This is a genomic window from Pseudomonas sp. MYb118 (genome assembly GCF_040947875.1).
GTDB lineage: Bacteria > Pseudomonadota > Gammaproteobacteria > Pseudomonadales > Pseudomonadaceae > Aquipseudomonas.
The window spans coordinates 113,179-131,202 of sequence record NZ_JBFRXN010000001.1 but is presented as its reverse complement, the minus strand read 5'-3'; the positions used below and the strand labels follow the sequence as shown (position 1 = coordinate 131,202).

General features: G+C 62.2%; 15 protein-coding genes. 9 read left to right on the top strand and 6 right to left on the bottom strand.

Annotated features, from left to right (window positions below):
• Window positions 1–19 precede the first annotated feature (19 nt).
• From ABVN20_RS00650 to ABVN20_RS00630, 5 genes are all read left to right on the top strand, one after another.
• Window positions 20–1,354 carry a TRZ/ATZ family hydrolase gene (locus ABVN20_RS00650; RefSeq protein ID WP_368553242.1) on the top strand — a complete coding sequence of 445 codons (1,335 nt, stop codon included), beginning with the start codon at window positions 20–22 and terminating at the stop codon, window positions 1,352–1,354.
• Window positions 1,355–1,408: 54 nt separating this feature from the next.
• Window positions 1,409–2,107, top strand: a complete 699-nt coding sequence (ubiG, locus tag ABVN20_RS00645) for a bifunctional 2-polyprenyl-6-hydroxyphenol methylase/3-demethylubiquinol 3-O-methyltransferase UbiG (RefSeq protein WP_368553240.1) — start codon at window positions 1,409–1,411, stop codon at window positions 2,105–2,107.
• 4 nt (window positions 2,108–2,111) lie between these two features.
• On the top strand, window positions 2,112–2,783 hold the full coding sequence (gene mupP, locus ABVN20_RS00640; protein ID WP_368553239.1) for an N-acetylmuramic acid 6-phosphate phosphatase MupP: 672 nt from the start codon (window positions 2,112–2,114) through the stop codon (window positions 2,781–2,783).
• A gap of 146 nt (window positions 2,784–2,929) precedes the next feature.
• Window positions 2,930–3,670 carry a YciK family oxidoreductase gene (locus ABVN20_RS00635; RefSeq protein ID WP_368553237.1) on the top strand — a complete coding sequence of 247 codons (741 nt, stop codon included), beginning with the start codon at window positions 2,930–2,932 and terminating at the stop codon, window positions 3,668–3,670.
• A 162-nt stretch (window positions 3,671–3,832) separates the two neighbouring features.
• A complete protein-coding gene (locus ABVN20_RS00630; protein WP_368553235.1) occupies window positions 3,833–4,759 on the top strand; it encodes a GGDEF domain-containing protein in 927 nt (308 codons plus the stop codon).
• A 38-nt stretch (window positions 4,760–4,797) separates the two neighbouring features.
• Here ABVN20_RS00630 and ABVN20_RS00625 read toward each other — a convergent pair whose 3' ends face one another.
• From ABVN20_RS00625 to ABVN20_RS00610, 4 genes are all read right to left on the bottom strand, one after another.
• Window positions 4,798–6,672, bottom strand: a complete 1,875-nt coding sequence (locus ABVN20_RS00625; protein WP_368553233.1) for an MFS transporter — start codon at window positions 6,670–6,672, stop codon at window positions 4,798–4,800.
• 97 nt (window positions 6,673–6,769) lie between these two features.
• On the bottom strand, window positions 6,770–7,921 hold the full coding sequence (locus ABVN20_RS00620) for a TDT family transporter (protein WP_368553231.1): 1,152 nt from the start codon (window positions 7,919–7,921) through the stop codon (window positions 6,770–6,772).
• 105 nt (window positions 7,922–8,026) lie between these two features.
• Window positions 8,027–8,338 carry a cupin domain-containing protein gene (locus ABVN20_RS00615; RefSeq protein WP_368553229.1) on the bottom strand — a complete coding sequence of 104 codons (312 nt, stop codon included), beginning with the start codon at window positions 8,336–8,338 and terminating at the stop codon, window positions 8,027–8,029.
• A 78-nt stretch (window positions 8,339–8,416) separates the two neighbouring features.
• Window positions 8,417–9,613, bottom strand: coding sequence for an MFS transporter (locus ABVN20_RS00610; protein ID WP_368553227.1), 1,197 nt, complete (start codon window positions 9,611–9,613; stop codon window positions 8,417–8,419).
• Window positions 9,614–9,704: 91 nt separating this feature from the next.
• Here ABVN20_RS00610 and ABVN20_RS00605 point away from each other — a divergent pair, with 91 nt between their 5' ends.
• Window positions 9,705–10,244: a TetR/AcrR family transcriptional regulator gene (locus ABVN20_RS00605; RefSeq protein WP_368553226.1), complete on the top strand. Its 540-nt coding sequence runs from the start codon at window positions 9,705–9,707 to the stop codon at window positions 10,242–10,244.
• Window positions 10,245–10,474: 230 nt separating this feature from the next.
• The gene (locus ABVN20_RS00600) at window positions 10,475–13,945 is read left to right on the top strand and encodes a NahK/ErcS family hybrid sensor histidine kinase/response regulator (protein WP_368553224.1); all 3,471 of its coding nucleotides are present in this window, start codon (window positions 10,475–10,477) and stop codon (window positions 13,943–13,945) included.
• A gap of 109 nt (window positions 13,946–14,054) precedes the next feature.
• Here the strand turns inward: ABVN20_RS00600 and rmuC are convergent, their stop codons facing one another.
• Window positions 14,055–15,419 (bottom strand): DNA recombination protein RmuC, encoded by a 1,365-nt coding sequence (gene rmuC / locus ABVN20_RS00595; protein WP_368554538.1) that lies wholly within the window; start codon window positions 15,417–15,419, stop codon window positions 14,055–14,057.
• Window positions 15,420–15,594: 175 nt separating this feature from the next.
• Complete coding sequence (locus tag ABVN20_RS00590; protein WP_368553222.1) at window positions 15,595–15,918, bottom strand: sel1 repeat family protein; 324 nt, start codon at window positions 15,916–15,918, stop codon at window positions 15,595–15,597.
• A gap of 985 nt (window positions 15,919–16,903) precedes the next feature.
• Between ABVN20_RS00590 and ABVN20_RS00585 the strand changes: the two genes are divergently transcribed.
• Window positions 16,904–17,128 (top strand): hypothetical protein, encoded by a 225-nt coding sequence (locus ABVN20_RS00585; protein ID WP_130908481.1) that lies wholly within the window; start codon window positions 16,904–16,906, stop codon window positions 17,126–17,128.
• A gap of 370 nt (window positions 17,129–17,498) precedes the next feature.
• Window positions 17,499–17,981, top strand: a complete 483-nt coding sequence (locus ABVN20_RS00580; protein ID WP_368553220.1) for a hypothetical protein — start codon at window positions 17,499–17,501, stop codon at window positions 17,979–17,981.
• The last annotated feature ends 43 nt before the right edge of the window (window positions 17,982–18,024 follow it).

Genomic DNA, 18,024 nt, shown 5'->3' with positions numbered 1-18,024 from the left:
GTACTGGAACCGACCCTCGATGCCGAACACTGCCGCTGCGCTCGACCTGCTGTTGCTGCCGACCTGGCTGGTACCCGTCGAACCCGCTGGCGTTGTCCTCAAGGAGCATGCCCTGGGCATCCGCGACGGGCGTATCGTCTTTATCGGCCCCCGCGCCGCGGCGCTGAAACTCCAAGCCCGCGAAGTCCGTGAATTGCCGGACATGCTGCTCAGCCCGGGCCTGATCAATGCCCACGGGCATGCGGCGATGACCCTGTTCCGCGGCCTGGCCGATGACCTGCCGCTGATGACCTGGCTGGAAAACCACATCTGGCCGGCCGAGGCCAAATGGGTCGATGAAGCCTTTGTACGCGATGGCACCGACCTTGCCATCGCCGAACAGATCAAAGGTGGCATCACCTGTTTCTCTGACATGTATTTCTTCCCGAAGGTTGCCAGCGAACGCGTACATAACAGCGGCATTCGCGCGCAGATCGCCATTCCGATCCTCGACTTCCCCATTCCAGGGGCGAGCAACGCCGATGAAGCCATTCGTCAGGGCGTCGAACTGTTCAACGATCTCAAGCACCACGACCGCATCAAAGTCACCTTCGGCCCGCACGCGCCCTATACCGTGGGCGACGAAAACCTCGAGAAAATCCGGGTAATCGCCGAAGAACTGGACGCCTCGATTCACATGCACGTGCACGAAACCGCCTTCGAAGTGCAGCAGGCCGTGGAGCAGCGCGGCGAACGCCCGCTGGCCCGATTGGCGCGACTGGGTCTGCTGGGGCCGCGTTTTCAGGCCGTGCACATGACTCAGATCAGCGATGAAGACCTGGAGATGCTGGTAGAAAGCAACACCACGGTGGTGCATTGCCCGGAATCGAACCTGAAGCTGGCCAGTGGTTTCTGCCCGGTGGAGCGGTTGTGGCAGGCTGGCGTCAATGTGGCGGTGGGCACCGATGGCGCCGCCAGCAACAATGACCTGGACCTGCTCGGCGAAACCCGCACCGCCGCCCTGCTCGCCAAGGCCGTTGCCGGCTCGGCCACCGCGCTCGACGCCCACCGCGCCCTGCGCATGGCCACGCTGAACGGTGCCCGCGCCCTGGGCATCGAAGCGGACGTGGGCTCGCTGGAAATCGGCAAGATGGCCGACCTGGTCGCGTTCGACCTGTCTGGCCTGGCGCAGCAACCGGTCTATGACCCGGTGTCGCAGCTTATATATGCCACCGGCCGCGACTGCGTGAAGCACCTGTGGGTGGCCGGCAAGCCATTGCTCGAAGACCGCCGACTGACGCGCCTCGATGAAGCGCAACTGGCCGCCACCGCCAGGGCCTGGGGCCAGCGCATCAGCGGTCACAACGAATCGTAAGTCCCCCGGCCAGTGCCGGGGCAACAGGATTTTTCAAGTTTCAGAGGATCAACCATGAGTAACGTCGACTACGCCGAAATCGCCAAATTCGAAGCCCTGGCCCATCGCTGGTGGGACCGCGAAAGCGAGTTCAAACCGCTGCACGACATCAACCCGCTGCGGGTCAACTGGATTGACGAGCGGGTCAACCTGGCCGGCAAGAAGGTGCTCGACGTCGGTTGCGGCGGCGGCATCCTCAGCGAAGCCATGGCCCAGCGCGGCGCCACCGTGACCGGTATCGACATGGGCGAAGCGCCGTTGGCCGTTGCGCAACTGCATCAGCTGGAATCTGGCGTACAGGTCGAATACCGGCAGATCACCGCCGAAGCCCTGGCCGAAGAAATGCCCGGGCAGTTCGACGTGGTGACCTGCCTGGAAATGCTCGAGCACGTACCGGACCCTTCGTCGGTCATTCGCGCCTGCTTCAAGATGGTCAAACCGGGCGGCCAGGTGTTCTTCTCCACCATCAACCGCAACCCGAAGGCGTACCTGTTCGCCATCGTCGGCGCCGAATACATCATGAAGCTGCTGCCGCGCGGCACCCACGACTTCAAGAAATTCATTCGCCCTTCCGAACTGGGTGCCTGGAGCCGCATGGCCGGCCTGACCGTCAAGGACATCATCGGCCTGACGTACAACCCGCTGACCAAGCACTACAAACTGGCGCCCGACGTGGACGTCAACTACATGATCCAGACCCTGCGCGAGGAGTAAACCGATGCGTATCAGAGCAGTCCTTTTCGACATGGACGGCACCCTGCTCGACACCGCCCCGGACTTCATCGCGATCTGTCAGGCCATGCGCGCCGATCGCGGCTTGCCGCCGATCAATGACAAGCACATTCGCGACGAGATCTCCGGTGGCGCCAAGGCCATGGTCGCCGTGACGTTCTCCATGGACCCGGAATCACCAGGCTTCGAAGAACTGCGCCAGGAATTCCTCGAGCGCTACCTCAAAGGCTGCGCGGTTCACAGCAAGCTGTTCGACGGCATGCCCGAAGTGCTGGCCGATATCGAGAAAGCCAACCTGATCTGGGGCGTGGTCACCAACAAGCCGGTGCGATTCGCCGAGCCGATCATGCAGCAACTGGGCCTGGCCGAGCGTTCGGCGCTGCTGATCTGCCCGGATCACGTGAAGAACAGCAAGCCTGACCCCGAGCCGCTGATCCTGGCGTGCAAGATGCTCGACCTGGACCCGGCCAGCGTACTGTTCGTCGGCGATGACCTACGCGACATCGAGTCCGGCCGCGATGCCGGCACCCGCACGGTGGCGGTGACCTATGGCTACATTCACCCGGACGACAACCCGCGGCATTGGGGTGCGGACGTGGTCATTGACCATCCGTTGGAGCTGCGCAAGGTGCTTGATAGTGCGTTGTGTGGGTGCTGAACAGCGCAGTAACAATGTGGGAGCGAGCCTGCTCGCGATGGGGCCATGCCAGTCACAATTTTTTTGTCGGGTCATATCTCCTTTCGCGAGCAGGCTCGCTCCCACAGGGATAGCCGCGCCCTGAAGACTTTTTGTTGAGGTTCTTTATGTTTGATTACTCCGCCCGCCCCGATCTGCTTCAGGGCCGCATCATCCTGGTGACCGGTGCCGGTCGTGGCATCGGTGCCGCCGCCGCCAAGGCCTACGCTGCCCATGGCGCCACCGTACTGTTGCTGGGCAAGACCGAGGCCAACCTGACCCAGGTCTATGACGACATCGAAGCGGCCGGGCATCCACAGCCCGCCGTGATCCCGTTCAACCTGGAAACCGCCCAGCCCCATCAATACGATGAGTTGGCGGCGATGATCGAAAGCGAATTCGGCCGTCTCGACGGCTTGCTGCACAACGCCTCGATCATTGGCCCGCGCACGCCGATCGAGCAGTTGTCCGGCGAGAACTTCATGCGCGTCATGCAGGTCAACGTCAACGCCATGTTCATGCTCACCAGCACCCTGCTGCCGCTGCTCAAGCTGTCGCAGGACGCCTCGGTGGTGTTCACCTCCAGCAGCGTCGGGCGCAAGGGCCGCGCGTACTGGGGCGCCTACGGCGTGTCGAAGTTCGCCACCGAAGGGCTGATGCAAACCCTCGCGGACGAAGTCGATACCGTGGCGCCGGTGCGCTCCAACAGCATCAACCCGGGTGCCACCCGCACCAGCATGCGCGCTCAGGCCTACCCAGGGGAAAACCCGCTGAACAACCCGACACCCGAGGAGATCATGCCGGTCTACCTCTATCTGATGGGCCCGGACAGCACCGGCATCAACGGTCAGGCGTTCAACGCCCAATAACCGTGCGTCGCTTTTGTGCCGTGGCGAATTCCCGTCACGGCACTCGACCTACTAAACTTGTGCGAAATGTCCTACGGGACTGATGGATCAGTACGACGCGCAGCCCCAAGCCGCCCTCACCCAGCTTGTAAGACAGCCTTACTGCTCAAGGGCGCACGCCATATGAAATCACCCTCCCAGACCAACGCAATTGACTTCGACACCGCCAAATTGCAACGCCTGGGCTTTGGTCAACAACCGCCGCTTCTCAAGCGACCGCTCAGCCTCGCGCAAGTACGCCACCAGCTGAATCAGCAGTTGCAGACCAGTCTTGAGCCGCAACGCATTCTCGATACGTTTTTCCGCGAAGTTCATCGGCTCGTGCCGCTGGATGCCTTGAGCTATGAGCACAAGGCCAGCGACCTGCGCCTGGAATTCGGCCTGCGCGGCCACCATTCGATCAGCTACAGCCTCAGCCATGAAGGCGAGCACCTGGGCGAACTGGTGTTCCGCCGCAATCAGCGCTTCAGCGAGCAGGAGCTGGGCAACCTCGAGTCGTTGCTCTCCGCTCTGCTGTACCCGATGCGCAATGCCCTGCTCTATCGTGCGGCCACCCAAAGCGCCCTGCGCGATCCACTGACGGACACCGGCAACCGGATTGCCATGGACCAGACGCTGCAACGGGAAATCGACATGTCCCGCCGGCACTTGCAGCCCTTGTCGCTGCTGATGCTCGACATCGACCATTTCAAGCAGATCAATGACACCCACGGCCACAGTGCCGGCGATGACGTACTGCGCGCCGTGGCTGCGGCGATCAAGAGCCAGTTGCGCAACGTCGACATGGTGTTCCGCTTCGGTGGCGAAGAGTTTCTGATCCTGCTGTCCAACACCGGTCGCGAGGCGGCCGCCCTGGTGGGTGAACGACTGCGGGTATGCGCGCAGAACCAGGATTTTATCGCCGACGGCCACCTGATCGAGCTGACGGTCAGCCTCGGCTGTTCGACCCTTCTGCCGGGCGAGTCAGCCGAAAGCCTGCTGCGACGGGCTGACAGCGCGCTGTATGTGGCCAAGCGCGAAGGCCGCAACCGACTGACAATGGCCGGCTGAACCGGGCTGGCCGCCATCGGCGCCAGCCCTGGCAAGCATCAGCGCAGCGTACCGCGCAACTCGCCGACCAAACCGCGCAGGCTGTCAGGCTGTGCCGCTTCGACCGCCACCGCCGGTCCGGCCACCAGCGTCACCCGCGACCACAGGCGCCGGAAAATGCCCTTGGCCGGATCGCGACTGAAGAAACTCCCCCACAACCCCTGCAATGCCAATGGAATCACCGGCACGGGCGTTTCTTCGAGAATCCGCGTCAGGCCACCCTTGAACTCGTTGATTTCGCCATCGGCGGTCAGTTTTCCTTCAGGGAAAATGCACACCAGCTCGCCGTCTTTCAGGTATTGCGCGATACGCGTGAAGGCCTTTTCGTAGATCTGGATGTCTTCGTGGCGCCCAGCGATCGGAATGGTCCCGGCGGTGCGGAAGATGAAATTCAGCACGGGCAAGTTGTAGATCTTGTAGTACATCACAAAGCGAATCGGCCGACGCACCGCGCCGCCGATCAGCAACGCATCGACGAACGACACGTGGTTGCACACCAGCAACGCCGCGCCTTCTTCGGGGATCGCCTCGAGGTTGCGGTGCTCCACCCGGTACATGGAGTGGCTGAGCAGCCAGATCATGAAACGCATGGTGAACTCGGGCACGATCTTGAATATGTAGGCATTGACGCCAATGTTCAGCAGCGAGACCACCAGGAACAGGTGCGGGATCGACAGCTTGGCCAGGCTCAGCAAGACGATCGAGACAATCGCCGAGACCACCATGAACAGCGCATTGAGAATGTTGTTGGCGGCAATCACCCGCGCCCGCTCGTGCTCCGGAGTGCGCGACTGGATCAGCGCATACAGCGGCACAATGTAGAAACCGCCGAAAATCCCCAGGCCGAGAATGTCGGTCAGCACCAGCCAGGTGTGGGTGAAGCCGAGGATCTCGATCCAGCCATGGCCGCTGGCGCTCTCGGGGATCCCGCCGGAATGCCACCACAGCAGCAGGCCGAACACGGTCAGGCCGAACGAGCCGAAAGGCACCAGGCCGATCTCGACCTTGCGCCCGGAGAGCTTCTCGCACAGCAGCGAACCGAGGGCGATACCGACCGAGAACACGGTGAGGATCAGCGTCACCACGGTTTCGTCGCCGTGCATCCACTCCTTGGCGTAGGCCGGGATTTGCGTCAGGTAAATGGCTCCGACGAACCAGAACCACGAGTTGCCGACAATCGAGCGCGACACCGCCGGCGTTTGTCCCAGGCCGAGTTTCAGGGTGGCCCAGGACTGGCTGAAAATGTTCCAGTTCAGGCGCATCTCGGGTGACGAGGCCGCGGCCCGCGGGATGCCGCGACTGGCCAGGTAACCCAGCACCGCGATGCCGATGATCGCCGTGGACACGATGGGCGCGTAGTGGGCGGACGACATCATGATCCCGGCGCCGATGGTTCCGGCGAGAATCGCCAGGAAAGTGCCCATCTCCACCAGGCCGTTGCCGCCCACCAGCTCTTCTTCGTGCAGGGCCTGGGGCAGGATCGAGTATTTGACCGGACCGAACAGCGCCGAATGGGTGCCCATGGCGAACAAGGCCACCAGCATCAGCGCCAGATGATCGAAGACGAAGCCCACCGCCCCCACGACCATGATCGCGATTTCCCCGAGCTTGATCAGACGGATCAAGGCGTCCTTGGCGAACTTCTCGCCAAACTGCCCGGCCAACGCCGAGAACAGAAAGAACGGCAGGATGAACAGCAGCGCGCACAGGTTGACCCAGATCGAACGGTCACCCTCGATGGTCAACTTGTACAGGATGGCGAGGATCAACGACTGTTTGAACACGTTGTCGTTGAATGCCCCGAGGGACTGGGTCAGGAAAAACGGCAGGAAACGCCGTGTACGCAGCAAGGTGAACTGTGAGGGGTGACTCATCTTCCGTGTATCCCTGGTTTAGGTAGCGAGTGGCCTGGATTTCATTATTGGAATGCCGAACGTCGATCCAGGCCACACCTTACCTAATCCTGGCCGGTTATTTCTTCAAACCTGCAATGCAGGGCGAGACAAACAGCTCGCCACGCCATGCGCCCTGCACGGTGCGCTTGGACACAATCAGCCACATCACCGCCAGCAAGGCCACCAACGCACAGCCAAAGACACTGAAGAACATCAGGTCCAGATGGCTGGCCAGTTTCAACGTGGCCAGCGAATACACACCCAGTGGAAAGGTGAAGCCCCACCAGCCCAGGTTGAACGGAATGCCCGAGCTCAAGTAACGGCAGGTGATCAGGAAGGCGATGAGCATCCACCACAACCCGAAGCCCCACAGCGTAATGCCCGCCACCAACCCCAGGCCTGCGGCGATTTCACCGACGCCCGGCATGCCGTTGGCGGCGAAGATGGCCGGCGCGTCATTGCCCAGCACCAGCATGCCCAGCGCCCCGGTGCCGATCGGACCGAGCGCCAGCCAGCTCGACGCGGCCATGTTCTCGTGGGGCAGTTTGTGCAGGGCCATGCGCAGCAGCAGGATCGTCAGGATGCTCAGGGCGACCGGCAGGGAAAACGCCCACAGTACGTAACTGGTCACCAGCACCACCAGTTGCCCATGGGCGCCGGTCAGGTGTGGCGCCAACAGGCCACCACTGGCCGCGGCCACCTCGGCGGCCACTACCGGCAACAGCCAGACCGCGGTCATCTGGTCGATGCTGTGTTCCTGGCGGGTGAACATCATGTAAGGAATCAGCACACCACAGGCCACGGACATCGCCACGTCCAGCCACCACAGCAAGCCGGCGACCTCGATCATGCCGTCGCCCCAGCGCGGCAAACCGAACACCAGGCAACCGTTGATGATGGTCGCCAGCCCCATGGGGATGGTGCCGAAAAACATCGAGACGGTGGAATGGCCGAAGATTCGCCGCGCCTCGTCGAAAAACAATACCCAGCGCGCGGCGTAGAGCACCGTGAACAGGGTGAACAGAAAAATGTTCAACAGCCAGAGGGCTTCGGCGAGTGAGTGCAGGCCCGGCACGGCAACGGGCAGTTGCGCCAGCGCCAGGGCCAGGACACCGGTGCCCATGGTGGCGGCGAACCAGTTCGGGGTGAAATGGCGAATCACGTCGCGGGGGTGCTGCAAATGACTGAAAGGTTTGAAGCCGGGGGTGACGGCGTTGGGGCAAGTCATGGCGAACTCCTGTCCTCTGATGAGGTGGAGCCCATGGTAGATCCAAATCGAATATCTATATAACGGGTAATATCTCTAACTGTTATCGAGTTTGCCGATATAGCGCTAGACACTGCCTTCCGACTCGATCACCAGCACCCTGGCGACACCCAGCGGGCGCGCCACGTGCTCTGTCCCCACCGACGCATAAAAGATATCGCCCACCTCCAGCAACACCGTTTTCTCCAGGCCGTCTTCGCGATAGCGCATCTGCACCTGGCCATCGAGCACGACAAACACTTCCTGGCCGTCGTTCACGTGCCATTTGTACGGCTGGTCTGTCCAGTGCAGGCGCGTGGTGATGCCATTCATGTTGGCGATGTCCAGCGCGCCCCAGGGACGATCGGCGGTGAAGCTTTTGCTGCGAATGATGTTCATGGGCGGTCCGTCGAATGAATGGCGCCGCCAAGACTAACCTGATCCGCTGCCGGGCTGCGCAGCCCGGCTGCAAAATACTCACGGGTGCCCGGCAGCGCTGCACGCCTGGGCAGGTCGCTGGCGCAGCAACGCCAGCAGCGCACCCACCGCCAGAATGATCAACACCGCCGCATAGCCATCGGTGGTGCTGACCAGGCCGAAGGTACGCGTCAGGTTCCCCGCCAGCAGCGAAGGCAGGCAGAACGCCAGGTAGCTGAGGGCATAGTAGGCGGACATCAACCCGGCGCGCTCATGGGGCAACGCCAAAGGCACCACGGTGCGCAGCGTGCCGAGAAAACTGGCACCGAACCCACAACCGGCAATCAGCGTACCGATGAAAAACAGCGGCAGGCTGGCGCTGTGCACGCCCAGCAATATGGCCGCCACGCCGACAGGCAGCACGCTGGCACCGAGCCGCAAGACCTTGTCGGCAGGACGATTGCGCAAGGTGAAGATCATCACCGCCCCGGTCACGGTCAAGGCGGCAACCGTCGCACCGCCAATCAGATTGGAGGTCGAGCCGGTGGCGGTGCGGACCAGCGAAGGCGCGAGGGAGGCGAAGAATCCACCCAGCGCCCAGGCCGCCGTGTTGATGGGCAACACCAGGTACAAGGTGCGCCGGGCCTGGACCGGCACATGCAGGGTGGGCGCCAGCGACGCCAACGCTCCGGGCTGCCGACTGACGCTTTCCGGAAGGCGCCAGACATACAGCGCCTGCCATGCGAAGAGCCCCAGCAGCACCCAGAATGTCAGTTGCAACGGCAGCGGGGCGAACTCGGCCAGCAAGCCACAGCCCATGGCCCCGGCCGCCATCCCCAACAGCGGCGCCACGCTGTTGACCAGCGGGCCCTGTTGTTTATCGGTGTCCAGCAATGCCGCGCCCAGGGACGCCGTCGCCATGCCGGTGGCAAAGCCCTGGAGCACGCGAGCACTGATCAGCCATGCCACGCTGTCGGCGCTGATGAACAGCAGCATGGCCAGCATGTTGAGCAACACCGCCGTGAAAATCACCGGCTTGCGCCCCAGGTAATCCGAGAGCGAACCCACCGTCAGCAGTGCCACCAGAAGGCTCATGGCGTACACACCAAAAATCAGGGTCAGGGTCGCCGCGGAAAACTGCAATTGCTCCTGGTACAAGTGATACAAGGGCGTCGGCGCCGTGGAAGCGGCGAGAAAACTGAGTAAAGTGATCGCCAGAAAACCCAGGCTCGAGCGTTTGGAAATTGAGTTCGACATGTGCACACTCCGCAAAAGCTAATTTTTTGCTTTTGCGGAGTGTGCTACTCGATGCAGCTTAAAGCAAATTCTTTGTGTTAAGGTCCGATGCATGGCTATTAAAGAAGGTTTACGCCCGGGTGGACGCAGTGCCCGGGTCCAGGAGTCGATCCATTCGGCGGTGCGCGCGCTCCTGACCGAGCAGGATCGCGCCAGCGTCACCGTGCCGCAGATCGCCACGCGCGCAGGGGTGACGCCGTCGACCATCTACCGCCGCTGGGGTGATCTGGCGGCGTTGCTGGCGGACGTCGCCCTGGCCCGCATGCAGCCCGACAGCGAACCGGCCAGCACCGGCAGTCTGCACAGCGACGTGCAGGCATGGGCGGAGCAGTACCTGGATGAAATGAGCTCGGAACCGGGCCGCAACATGCTGCGCGACATACAGGCCAGCCCGACGCCCGGCTGCTGCGCGACCATCATCGCCGGGCAGTTGCAGGCGATCCTCGACCGCTACCCCGATCAGCCCAAACCCGGCGTGGATCACTTGATCAACCTGGTGGTGGCGCCTTCGGTGTTCCGTATCCTGTTTTGCGCGACGCCGCTGGAGGTTGGGGAGTTGCAGGGGTTGGTCGAGATCGCGTTGAGTCAGTAACACCGCCATCGCGAGCAGGCTCGCTCCCACACTGGATCTTCAGTGTTCACAAAATCCCTGTGGGAGCGAGCCTGCTCGCGAAGAGGCCAGCTCAGCCACCGCAAATCCAGCTGAAAACCCATGCGACACCCCGCCACGCCACGACCTTGGTCGACACTGACTAACGCAGACGGTCGTGCGAGACTGTCTGTCCGGGCACAAGCCCCGGGTGTCTTTTGTCTGGAGTTTCCATGTCGTTGTCCAGCGGGCTGATTGCCGCCGTTGCCCTGGCCTATATGGCCATCATGTTCGCTATCGCCTTCTACGGTGACCGACGCAGTACGCCGCTGCCGCCGCGGGTGCGCGCCTGGGTGTACAGCCTGTCGCTGGCGGTGTATTGCACCAGCTGGACCTTCTTCGGCGCCGTTGGCCAGGCGGCCGAACAACTCTGGTCGTTCCTGCCGATCTACCTGGGCCCCATCCTGCTGCTGGTCTGCGCGCCGTGGGTCCTGCAGAAGATGGTGATGATCAGCAAACAGGAAAACATCACCTCGATCGCCGACTTCATCGCCGCCCGCTACGGCAAATCCCAGTCACTGGCGATTGTCATCGCGCTGATCTGCCTGGTGGGCGTGCTGCCCTACATCGCCTTGCAGCTCAAGGGCATCGTGCTCGGCGTGAACCTGCTGATCGGTGCCGGCGCCGACGCCCAGGGCACCCGCGCCCAGGACACCGCCCTGATCGTCTCGCTGGTGCTGGCGCTGTTCACCATTGTGTTCGGTACCCGCAACCTCGACGCCACAGAGCACCACCGCGGCATGGTGCTGGCGATTGCCTTCGAGTCGCTGGTCAAGCTGTTCGCCTTTCTCGCCGTCGGTGCGTTCGTGACCTACGGGCTGTACGACGGTTTCGACGATCTGTTCGACCAGGCCATGCTCGCCCCGCGCCTGGAGGAATACTGGAAGGAAACCATCAACTGGCCGTCGATGGTGGTGCAGACCGGCGTGGCGATGATGGCGATCATCTGCCTGCCACGGCAATTCCACGTGACCGTGGTGGAGAACATCGACCCTCAGGACCTGCGCCTGGCCAAGTGGGTATTTCCGACCTACCTGGCGCTGGCCGCCTTGTTCGTCGTACCCATTGCACTCGCCGGCCAGATGATGCTGCCCAGCTCGGTGATACCGGACTCGTTCGTCATCAGCCTGCCGCTGGCCCAGGCCCATCCTGCGCTGGCGATGCTGGCCTTCATCGGTGGCGCTTCGGCGGCGACCGGCATGGTGATCGTCGCCAGCGTGGCGCTATCGACCATGGTGTCCAACGACATGCTGTTGCCATGGCTGCTGCGCCGCAACAACGCCGAGCGGCCGTTCGAAGTGTTCCGTCAGTGGATGCTCTCGGTACGGCGCGTCAGCATCGTGGTGATTCTGCTGCTGGCCTACGTCAGCTACCGCCTGCTGGGCTCCACCGCAAGCCTGGCGACCATCGGCCAGATCGCCTTCGCCGCCGTGACCCAACTGGCTCCCGCCATGCTCGGCGCGTTGTACTGGAAACAGGCGAACCGCCGGGGCGTATTCGCCGGCCTCGCCGCCGGTACATTCCTGTGGTTCTACACGTTGATCCTGCCGATTGCCGCCCACAGCCTGGGTTTGTCGCTGAACAGCTTCCCGGGCCTGGCCTGGCTGCACAGCAACCCGCTGAACCTGCCGATCACCCCCCTAACCCAAGGCGTGGTGCTGTCGCTGGCCGGTAACTTCACCCTGTTTGCCTGGGTCTCGGTGCTGTCGCGGACACGGGTTTCGGAGCACTGGCAGGCAGGTCGTTTCATCGGCCAGGAAATCAGTGCCCGGCCCAGCGCCCGCTCGATGCTGGCGGTGCAAATCGACGACCTGCTGCAACTGGCGGCCCGCTTTGTCGGTGAGGAGCGCGCCCGTCAGAGTTTCATTCGTTTCGCCTACCGCCAGGGCAAGGGGTTCAACCCGAACCAGAACGCCGACGGCGAATGGATCGCCCACACCGAACGCCTGCTGGCCGGCGTGCTGGGCGCCTCTTCGACGCGGGCGGTGGTCAAAGCCGCCATCGAAGGTCGGGAAATGCAGCTCGAGGATGTCGTGCGGATCGCCGACGAAGCCTCCGAAGTGCTGCAATTCAACCGCGCCCTGCTGCAAGGCGCCATCGAGAACATCACCCAGGGCATCAGCGTGGTCGACCAGTCGTTGCGCCTGGTGGCGTGGAACCGGCGCTATCTGGAGCTGTTCAACTACCCGGACGGCCTGATCAGCGTCGGCCGACCGATCGCCGACATCATCCGCTACAACGCCGAGCGCGGTCTGTGCGGCCCCGGTGAAGCGGAAGTGCACGTCGCCCGTCGTCTGCACTGGATGCGCCAGGGCCGTGCCCACACCTCCGAGCGGCTGTTCCCCAACGGCCGGGTGATCGAGCTGATCGGCAATCCGATGCCGGGCGGTGGCTTCGTCATGAGTTTCACCGACATCACCGCGTTCCGCGAAGCCGAGCAGGCCCTGACCGAAGCCAACGAAGGCCTGGAGCGCCGCGTGACAGAGCGGACCCACGAGCTGTCGCAGCTCAACGTCGCCCTGACCGAAGCGAAGGGCACCGCCGAGTCGGCCAACCAGTCGAAAACCCGCTTCCTCGCGGCGGTCAGCCACGACCTGATGCAGCCGCTGAACGCCGCACGACTGTTCTCCGCCGCCCTCTCCCACCAGGAAGACGGGCTGTCCAGCGAAGCGCAGAAACTGGTGCAGCACCTGGATTCGTCGCTGCGTTCGGCCGAAGACCTGATCAGCGACCTGCTGGACATTTCCCGCCTGGAAAACGGCAAGATCAACCCGGACCCCAAGCCGTTCGTGCTCAATGAGCTGTTCGACATCCTCGGTGCCGAATTCAAGGCGCTGGCACGCGATCAAGGGCTCAAGTTCCGGGTGCGCGGCAGCGACCTGCGGGTCGACAGCGACATCAAACTGTTGCGCCGGATCCTGCAGAACTTCCTCACCAATGCCTTCCGCTACGCCAGAGGCCCGGTGTTGCTGGGGGTTCGCCGCCGCAACGGCGAGCTGTGCCTGGAAGTCTGGGACCGCGGGCCGGGGATTGCCGAAGACAAGCTGAAAGTGATCTTCGAAGAGTTCAAACGCCTCGACAGCCACCAGACCCGCGCGGAAAAAGGTCTGGGCCTGGGCCTGGCGATTGCCGACGGCTTGTGCCGGGTGCTTGGCCATACGCTGCAAGTGCGCTCCTGGCTGGGGCGCGGCAGTGTGTTCAGTGTCAGCGTGCCGCTGGCCAAGGCGCCGGTGGTTGCGCCGGTCAATGCCAGCGAACTCAACGGCAAGCACCTGAGCGGCGCACAGGTGCTGTGCGTGGACAACGAAGACAGCATCCTGATCGGCATGAACAGCCTGTTGACCCGTTGGGGTTGCCAGGTCTGGACCGCACGCAACCGCGACGAATGCACGGCGCTGCTGGTCAGCGGCATACGCCCGCAACTGGCGCTGGTGGATTACCACCTGGACGATGGCGAGACCGGGACCGACTTGATGGCCTGGTTGCGTACCCGCCTGGGCGAACCGGTGCCAGGCGTGGTGATCAGCGCCGACGGCCACCCGGAGACGGTGGCGCAGGTGCATGCGGCGGGCCTGGATTACCTGGCCAAACCGGTCAAACCGGCGGCGCTGCGCGCCTTGTTGAGCCGGCATTTACCCCTGTGACTTCGATCCTGTAGGAGCGAGCTTGCTCGCGATGGGCGCAGGTCAGTCGATAACGGTGTCGCCTGATCCACCGTCATCGCGAGCGAGCTCGCTCCTACAGGGACAGTGTTTATTCCGGCAACTCGACCAACCCATCGACATCCGTCATCGCCCGCTCCAGCAGATCCGCCGGCAGGCTTTTGCTTGCCCGCGCCCCGAGCAACTTGAGTTGCTCGCTGCGACTGACCAGATTGCCGCGACCTTCTGTCAGCTTGTTGCGCGCTGAACTGTAGGCCTTGTCCAACTGCTGCAGACGGTTGCCAACCTCATCCAGATCCTGGATGAACAGCACGAACTTGTCGTACAGCCACCCTGCCCGCTCGGCGATTTCCCGGGCGTTCTGGCTCTGGCGCTCCTGCTTCCACAGGCTGTCGATGACCCGCAGGGTCGCCAGCAAGGTGGTCGGGCTGACGATCACGATGTTGCGGTCGAACGCCTCCTGGAACAGGCTCGGCTCGGCTTGCAGCGCGGCGGAAAACGCCGCTTCGATGGGCACGAACAACAAGACGAAATCCAGGCTGTGCAAGCCATCCAGACGCTTGTAGTCCTTGCCGGCCAGGCCTTTGACGTGGCTGCGCAGCGACTGCACGTGCGATTTGATGGCGATCTGGGCGATGCCATCGTCTTCAGCCGCGACGAACTGCTGATAGGCGGTGAGACTGACCTTGGAATCGACCACCACCTGCTTGTCGCCGGGCAGGTAGATGATCACGTCCGGCTGGAAACGCTCGCCGTCAGGCCCCTTGAGGTTGACCTGGGTCTGGTACTCGCGGCCCTTCTCCAGGCCTGCGTGTTCAAGCACCCGCTCAAGAATCAGCTCACCCCAGTTGCCCTGGGTCTTCTGCCCCTTGAGGGCACGGGTCAGGTTGGTGGCTTCGTCACTCAGGCGCAGGTTCAACTGTTGCAGCCGCTCCAGCTCCTTGGCCAGGGAAAAACGCTCGCGGGCTTCCGCCTGATAGCTTTCCTCGACGCGCTTTTCAAACGACTGGATGCGCTCCTTCAACGGGTCGAGCAACTGCCCCAGGCGTTGCTGGCTGGACTCGGCAAAGCGCTGCTCGCGTTCATCGAAGATCTTGCCGGCCAGCTCGGCGAACTGCGCACGCAATTCGTCCCGCGAGCCTTGCAGATCGGTGAGGCGTTGCTGATGGCTTTCCTGTTGCTCGCGCAACTCGGCGGTCAGGGAGGCGGCCTGGGCGTCCAGGCGCCGCAGCTCGGCCTCTTTGCCGGCGCGTTCGATGTTCCAGGCATGGGCGGCGTCACGGGCGTCGTCCCGCTCGATTTGCAGCAGTTCGACTTCACGGCGCAGCGCGGCGAGGTCGGCTTGCCGGGCCGTGTTGGCCTGCCCCAGATCGGCGATTTCGTCGCGACAGTTTTCGAGCTGGGCATTCAGGCCGTTCTGGGCCAGTTGCGCCATGGCCAGCCGTTCTTCAAGCAGGGCGACGTCCGACTGCGAATGACTCGCTCGACGCTGTAGTTGCCAGGCCAGTGCCATCAACGGCAACGCCGCCCCTGCCAGCCCCAGCAACACGCTGGTCACGTCCATCGCCATTCCCATTCCTGCCCACTCGATAAAAACTGAAGGTTAACCAAGGCCTGTGGTCTTGGACAGCTCAGTCTTCGATCAGCCCCAGTTCCTTCTGAGCGCGGCGATCACCGGCCCGGGCTGCCTGGCGCAGGAGATCCTGGCCGATACGCCGATCCCTGGCATTGCCGCACTCGCGGCACATCAGTTGGCCGAGACGGCTCTGCGCGGCGACCACGCCCTCGCGGGCCGGTTGCTTGAGCAAGCGCCCGGCAAAATGTTTGACGTTGGTGTTTTCACCCAGGCGAGGGCTGTCGAGCAACCATTCGGCCACACGCATCGAGAAGCGCTTGGGCGGGGTAACACTGGAGGGATTTGAGGTGACAGAAACTGATACGGAGCGAAACTTCATAAAGCACTGTGGGGCAAATCGGAGGCGCGCCACTCTACTCTCTTTTTCTTACAGGTAAAGTCTAAAAAATCCCGGCACGCCCGTCCTAGAGCAAGCGCTCGGGACAATCCACAGAAGCTGTGGATAACTCAGTGGACAACCGCCCCTGAACTCGCGCAAAGCCTTGTAGGACGGGGCCCGCAGTCAAACTGACGATTTTTTCACCAGTAAAAAAAAGCGATGTTTTTCATTGACTTAAATTTTTCCTGCAGGCAGCCATTGCGCTTGAAGGTGATGTGACAGAGAGGTGACAGCTTGCGCAACTTATGTGCACAAGTACCTCCGAGGCGGTTATATGGATGCGCTTTTTCGGCGCATTTTGTTACCCAACCTGGGGATAAGCCGCGCTAACCCCTGATTTGAGCCCCCCTTGACCCGACGAACGTGACTGACCGATCGTCGGATTTTGAGCCATTTCGGGGCGAGCGCGCTGCGCAGCAGACGCAGGGGAGCGTGACGATTGTCGTCTCGACGCGTTTTTTTGGGTGGAGCCCCTTCCCTTTCACCACGGCATCCATTAGTATCCGCGCCGTTAGTACCAAGCTGAAAGTCAATTCTGGTCGAACAAATCCCCCCGGTCTGCCCTTTCCCAAGGAAAGCTCAACCGAACAAGCGGGATCGACCACCTCGATGGTTTCCAGGTAATTCTTGCGTCAACACGGCCTTTGCACAGAAGACAAAGGATGTTGCGCAGCTCCATTACTCTGACCGAACCAACCTGCAAATTGATCAGGATCTTCACCCAGGGCCCAGAACCTTTGCCCTTGATGTGTTGCCTGCCCTCCTAAGTACCTACCTGCCAGCCCAAGCGCGCCAAATTAATCAGCGCTTCAAACTGGCTGCTTTGTTCCAGTCGGGTTCTTCGTTCGACCAATGGTGGTCGTCGTTACTGGAACGTTTTAATTTTGCACGGTTCTTATCCGTGTCGCTTGCAGGAACACCTTTAATGACTACTCAAATCCACGCACAAGATGCTATTCGCACCCTGACCAACGCTTTTGCCCCTATGAACTGCCTGATCATGGCCGCTCGCAAAGGCTGCTTCAGCTTCACCCTGGTCAATGAGCACGGTATCGCTCGTCACAGCGAACGCCTGTACCCCGATCAATACTCCAGCGCCGAGCCGCTGCAGGCCGTGATCGAGCGTACCCGTCAGGCCCTGGTCGCCTGACACGCCCGCACCTGCAGGAGCGAGCTTGCTCGCGATGATACAGGCCCAGACGCCGCGCAAGTCAGCTCGCGCGCGCCATCGTTCACGACCATCGCGAGCGAGCTCGCTCCTACAGTGATCAGCAAAAGCCCCGCCCCAAAAGCGGGGCTTTTTATTGCCCGGTGTTTCTCCGCACGTAAGTACCATTCGGTATAACGGTTATAACTGCCGTTCGGAAATATTTTAAAAACAGTCCTTTACAACGCGAATATGACACTAGACTTCAACTCAAGCGGCTTGATCCGCTTCCGGCGAGCCTGAGTCTCGATCCACCGCTGCCAACGCTAACCCCCTCAGGACTCGCCGACCACTTCCATGTTCCGAGGGTGTTATGGGTATCGCTGCCAGCGAACTGTGCCGTTATGTGATCCGTCCGACCTTGCTCTACCTTGGGCGCCATAGCGCAACCGCCGAATCCCTGCTGCTGGGCGTCGCCGCCAGCCAGTCTGCCCTTGGTTCCGCCCTGCATGACCGCCGTGGCCACGGCCTATATCGAATCGCCGAACCCCGCCACCAGGCGCTCTGGGACCATTACCTGGCCCTGGATCCGGAGCGTGCCAGCCTGGTTCGCGGCCTGGCCAGCCAACACGCTTTCCTCAGTGGCCCGCACCTGGAATTGACCGTCAACCTTCGTTACGCCACCGCCATCGCGTGGCTGTTGATCGAAGAACAAAACACCCCGCTTCCCGAAGCCAATGATCTGTTGGGAATGGCGCGCATCTGGCGTCAGACCTTTCAGCCGCAAGGACGCCTCAGAGACTTCACCTATGCCTGGCAAACCTGTGTTTCACCGCTGAATCAGGTCGCCTGCTGATCTACCCCGCCCCGAAAGATCGCGCAACATGTCGTGAATCTGG

Bases quoted from the DNA above. Each gene is read 5' to 3' on its own strand.
- ABVN20_RS00590 (WP_368553222.1), bottom strand. From the start codon at position 15,918: ATGAAGTTTCGCTCCGTATCAGTTTCTGTCACCTCAAATCCCTCCAGT.
- mupP (WP_368553239.1), top strand. From the start codon at position 2,112: ATGCGTATCAGAGCAGTCCTTTTCGACATGGACGGCACCCTGCTCGAC.
- ABVN20_RS00585 (WP_130908481.1), top strand. From the start codon at position 16,904: ATGACTACTCAAATCCACGCACAAGATGCTATTCGCACCCTGACCAAC.
- ubiG (WP_368553240.1), top strand. From the start codon at position 1,409: ATGAGTAACGTCGACTACGCCGAAATCGCCAAATTCGAAGCCCTGGCC.
- ABVN20_RS00630 (WP_368553235.1), top strand. From the start codon at position 3,833: ATGAAATCACCCTCCCAGACCAACGCAATTGACTTCGACACCGCCAAA.
- ABVN20_RS00650 (WP_368553242.1), top strand. From the start codon at position 20: ATGCCGAACACTGCCGCTGCGCTCGACCTGCTGTTGCTGCCGACCTGG.
- ABVN20_RS00605 (WP_368553226.1), top strand. From the start codon at position 9,705: ATGGCTATTAAAGAAGGTTTACGCCCGGGTGGACGCAGTGCCCGGGTC.
- ABVN20_RS00580 (WP_368553220.1), top strand. From the start codon at position 17,499: ATGGGTATCGCTGCCAGCGAACTGTGCCGTTATGTGATCCGTCCGACC.
- ABVN20_RS00635 (WP_368553237.1), top strand. From the start codon at position 2,930: ATGTTTGATTACTCCGCCCGCCCCGATCTGCTTCAGGGCCGCATCATC.
- ABVN20_RS00615 (WP_368553229.1), bottom strand. From the start codon at position 8,338: ATGAACATCATTCGCAGCAAAAGCTTCACCGCCGATCGTCCCTGGGGC.
- ABVN20_RS00625 (WP_368553233.1), bottom strand. From the start codon at position 6,672: ATGAGTCACCCCTCACAGTTCACCTTGCTGCGTACACGGCGTTTCCTG.
- ABVN20_RS00620 (WP_368553231.1), bottom strand. From the start codon at position 7,921: ATGACTTGCCCCAACGCCGTCACCCCCGGCTTCAAACCTTTCAGTCAT.
- ABVN20_RS00610 (WP_368553227.1), bottom strand. From the start codon at position 9,613: ATGTCGAACTCAATTTCCAAACGCTCGAGCCTGGGTTTTCTGGCGATC.
- ABVN20_RS00600 (WP_368553224.1), top strand. From the start codon at position 10,475: ATGTCGTTGTCCAGCGGGCTGATTGCCGCCGTTGCCCTGGCCTATATG.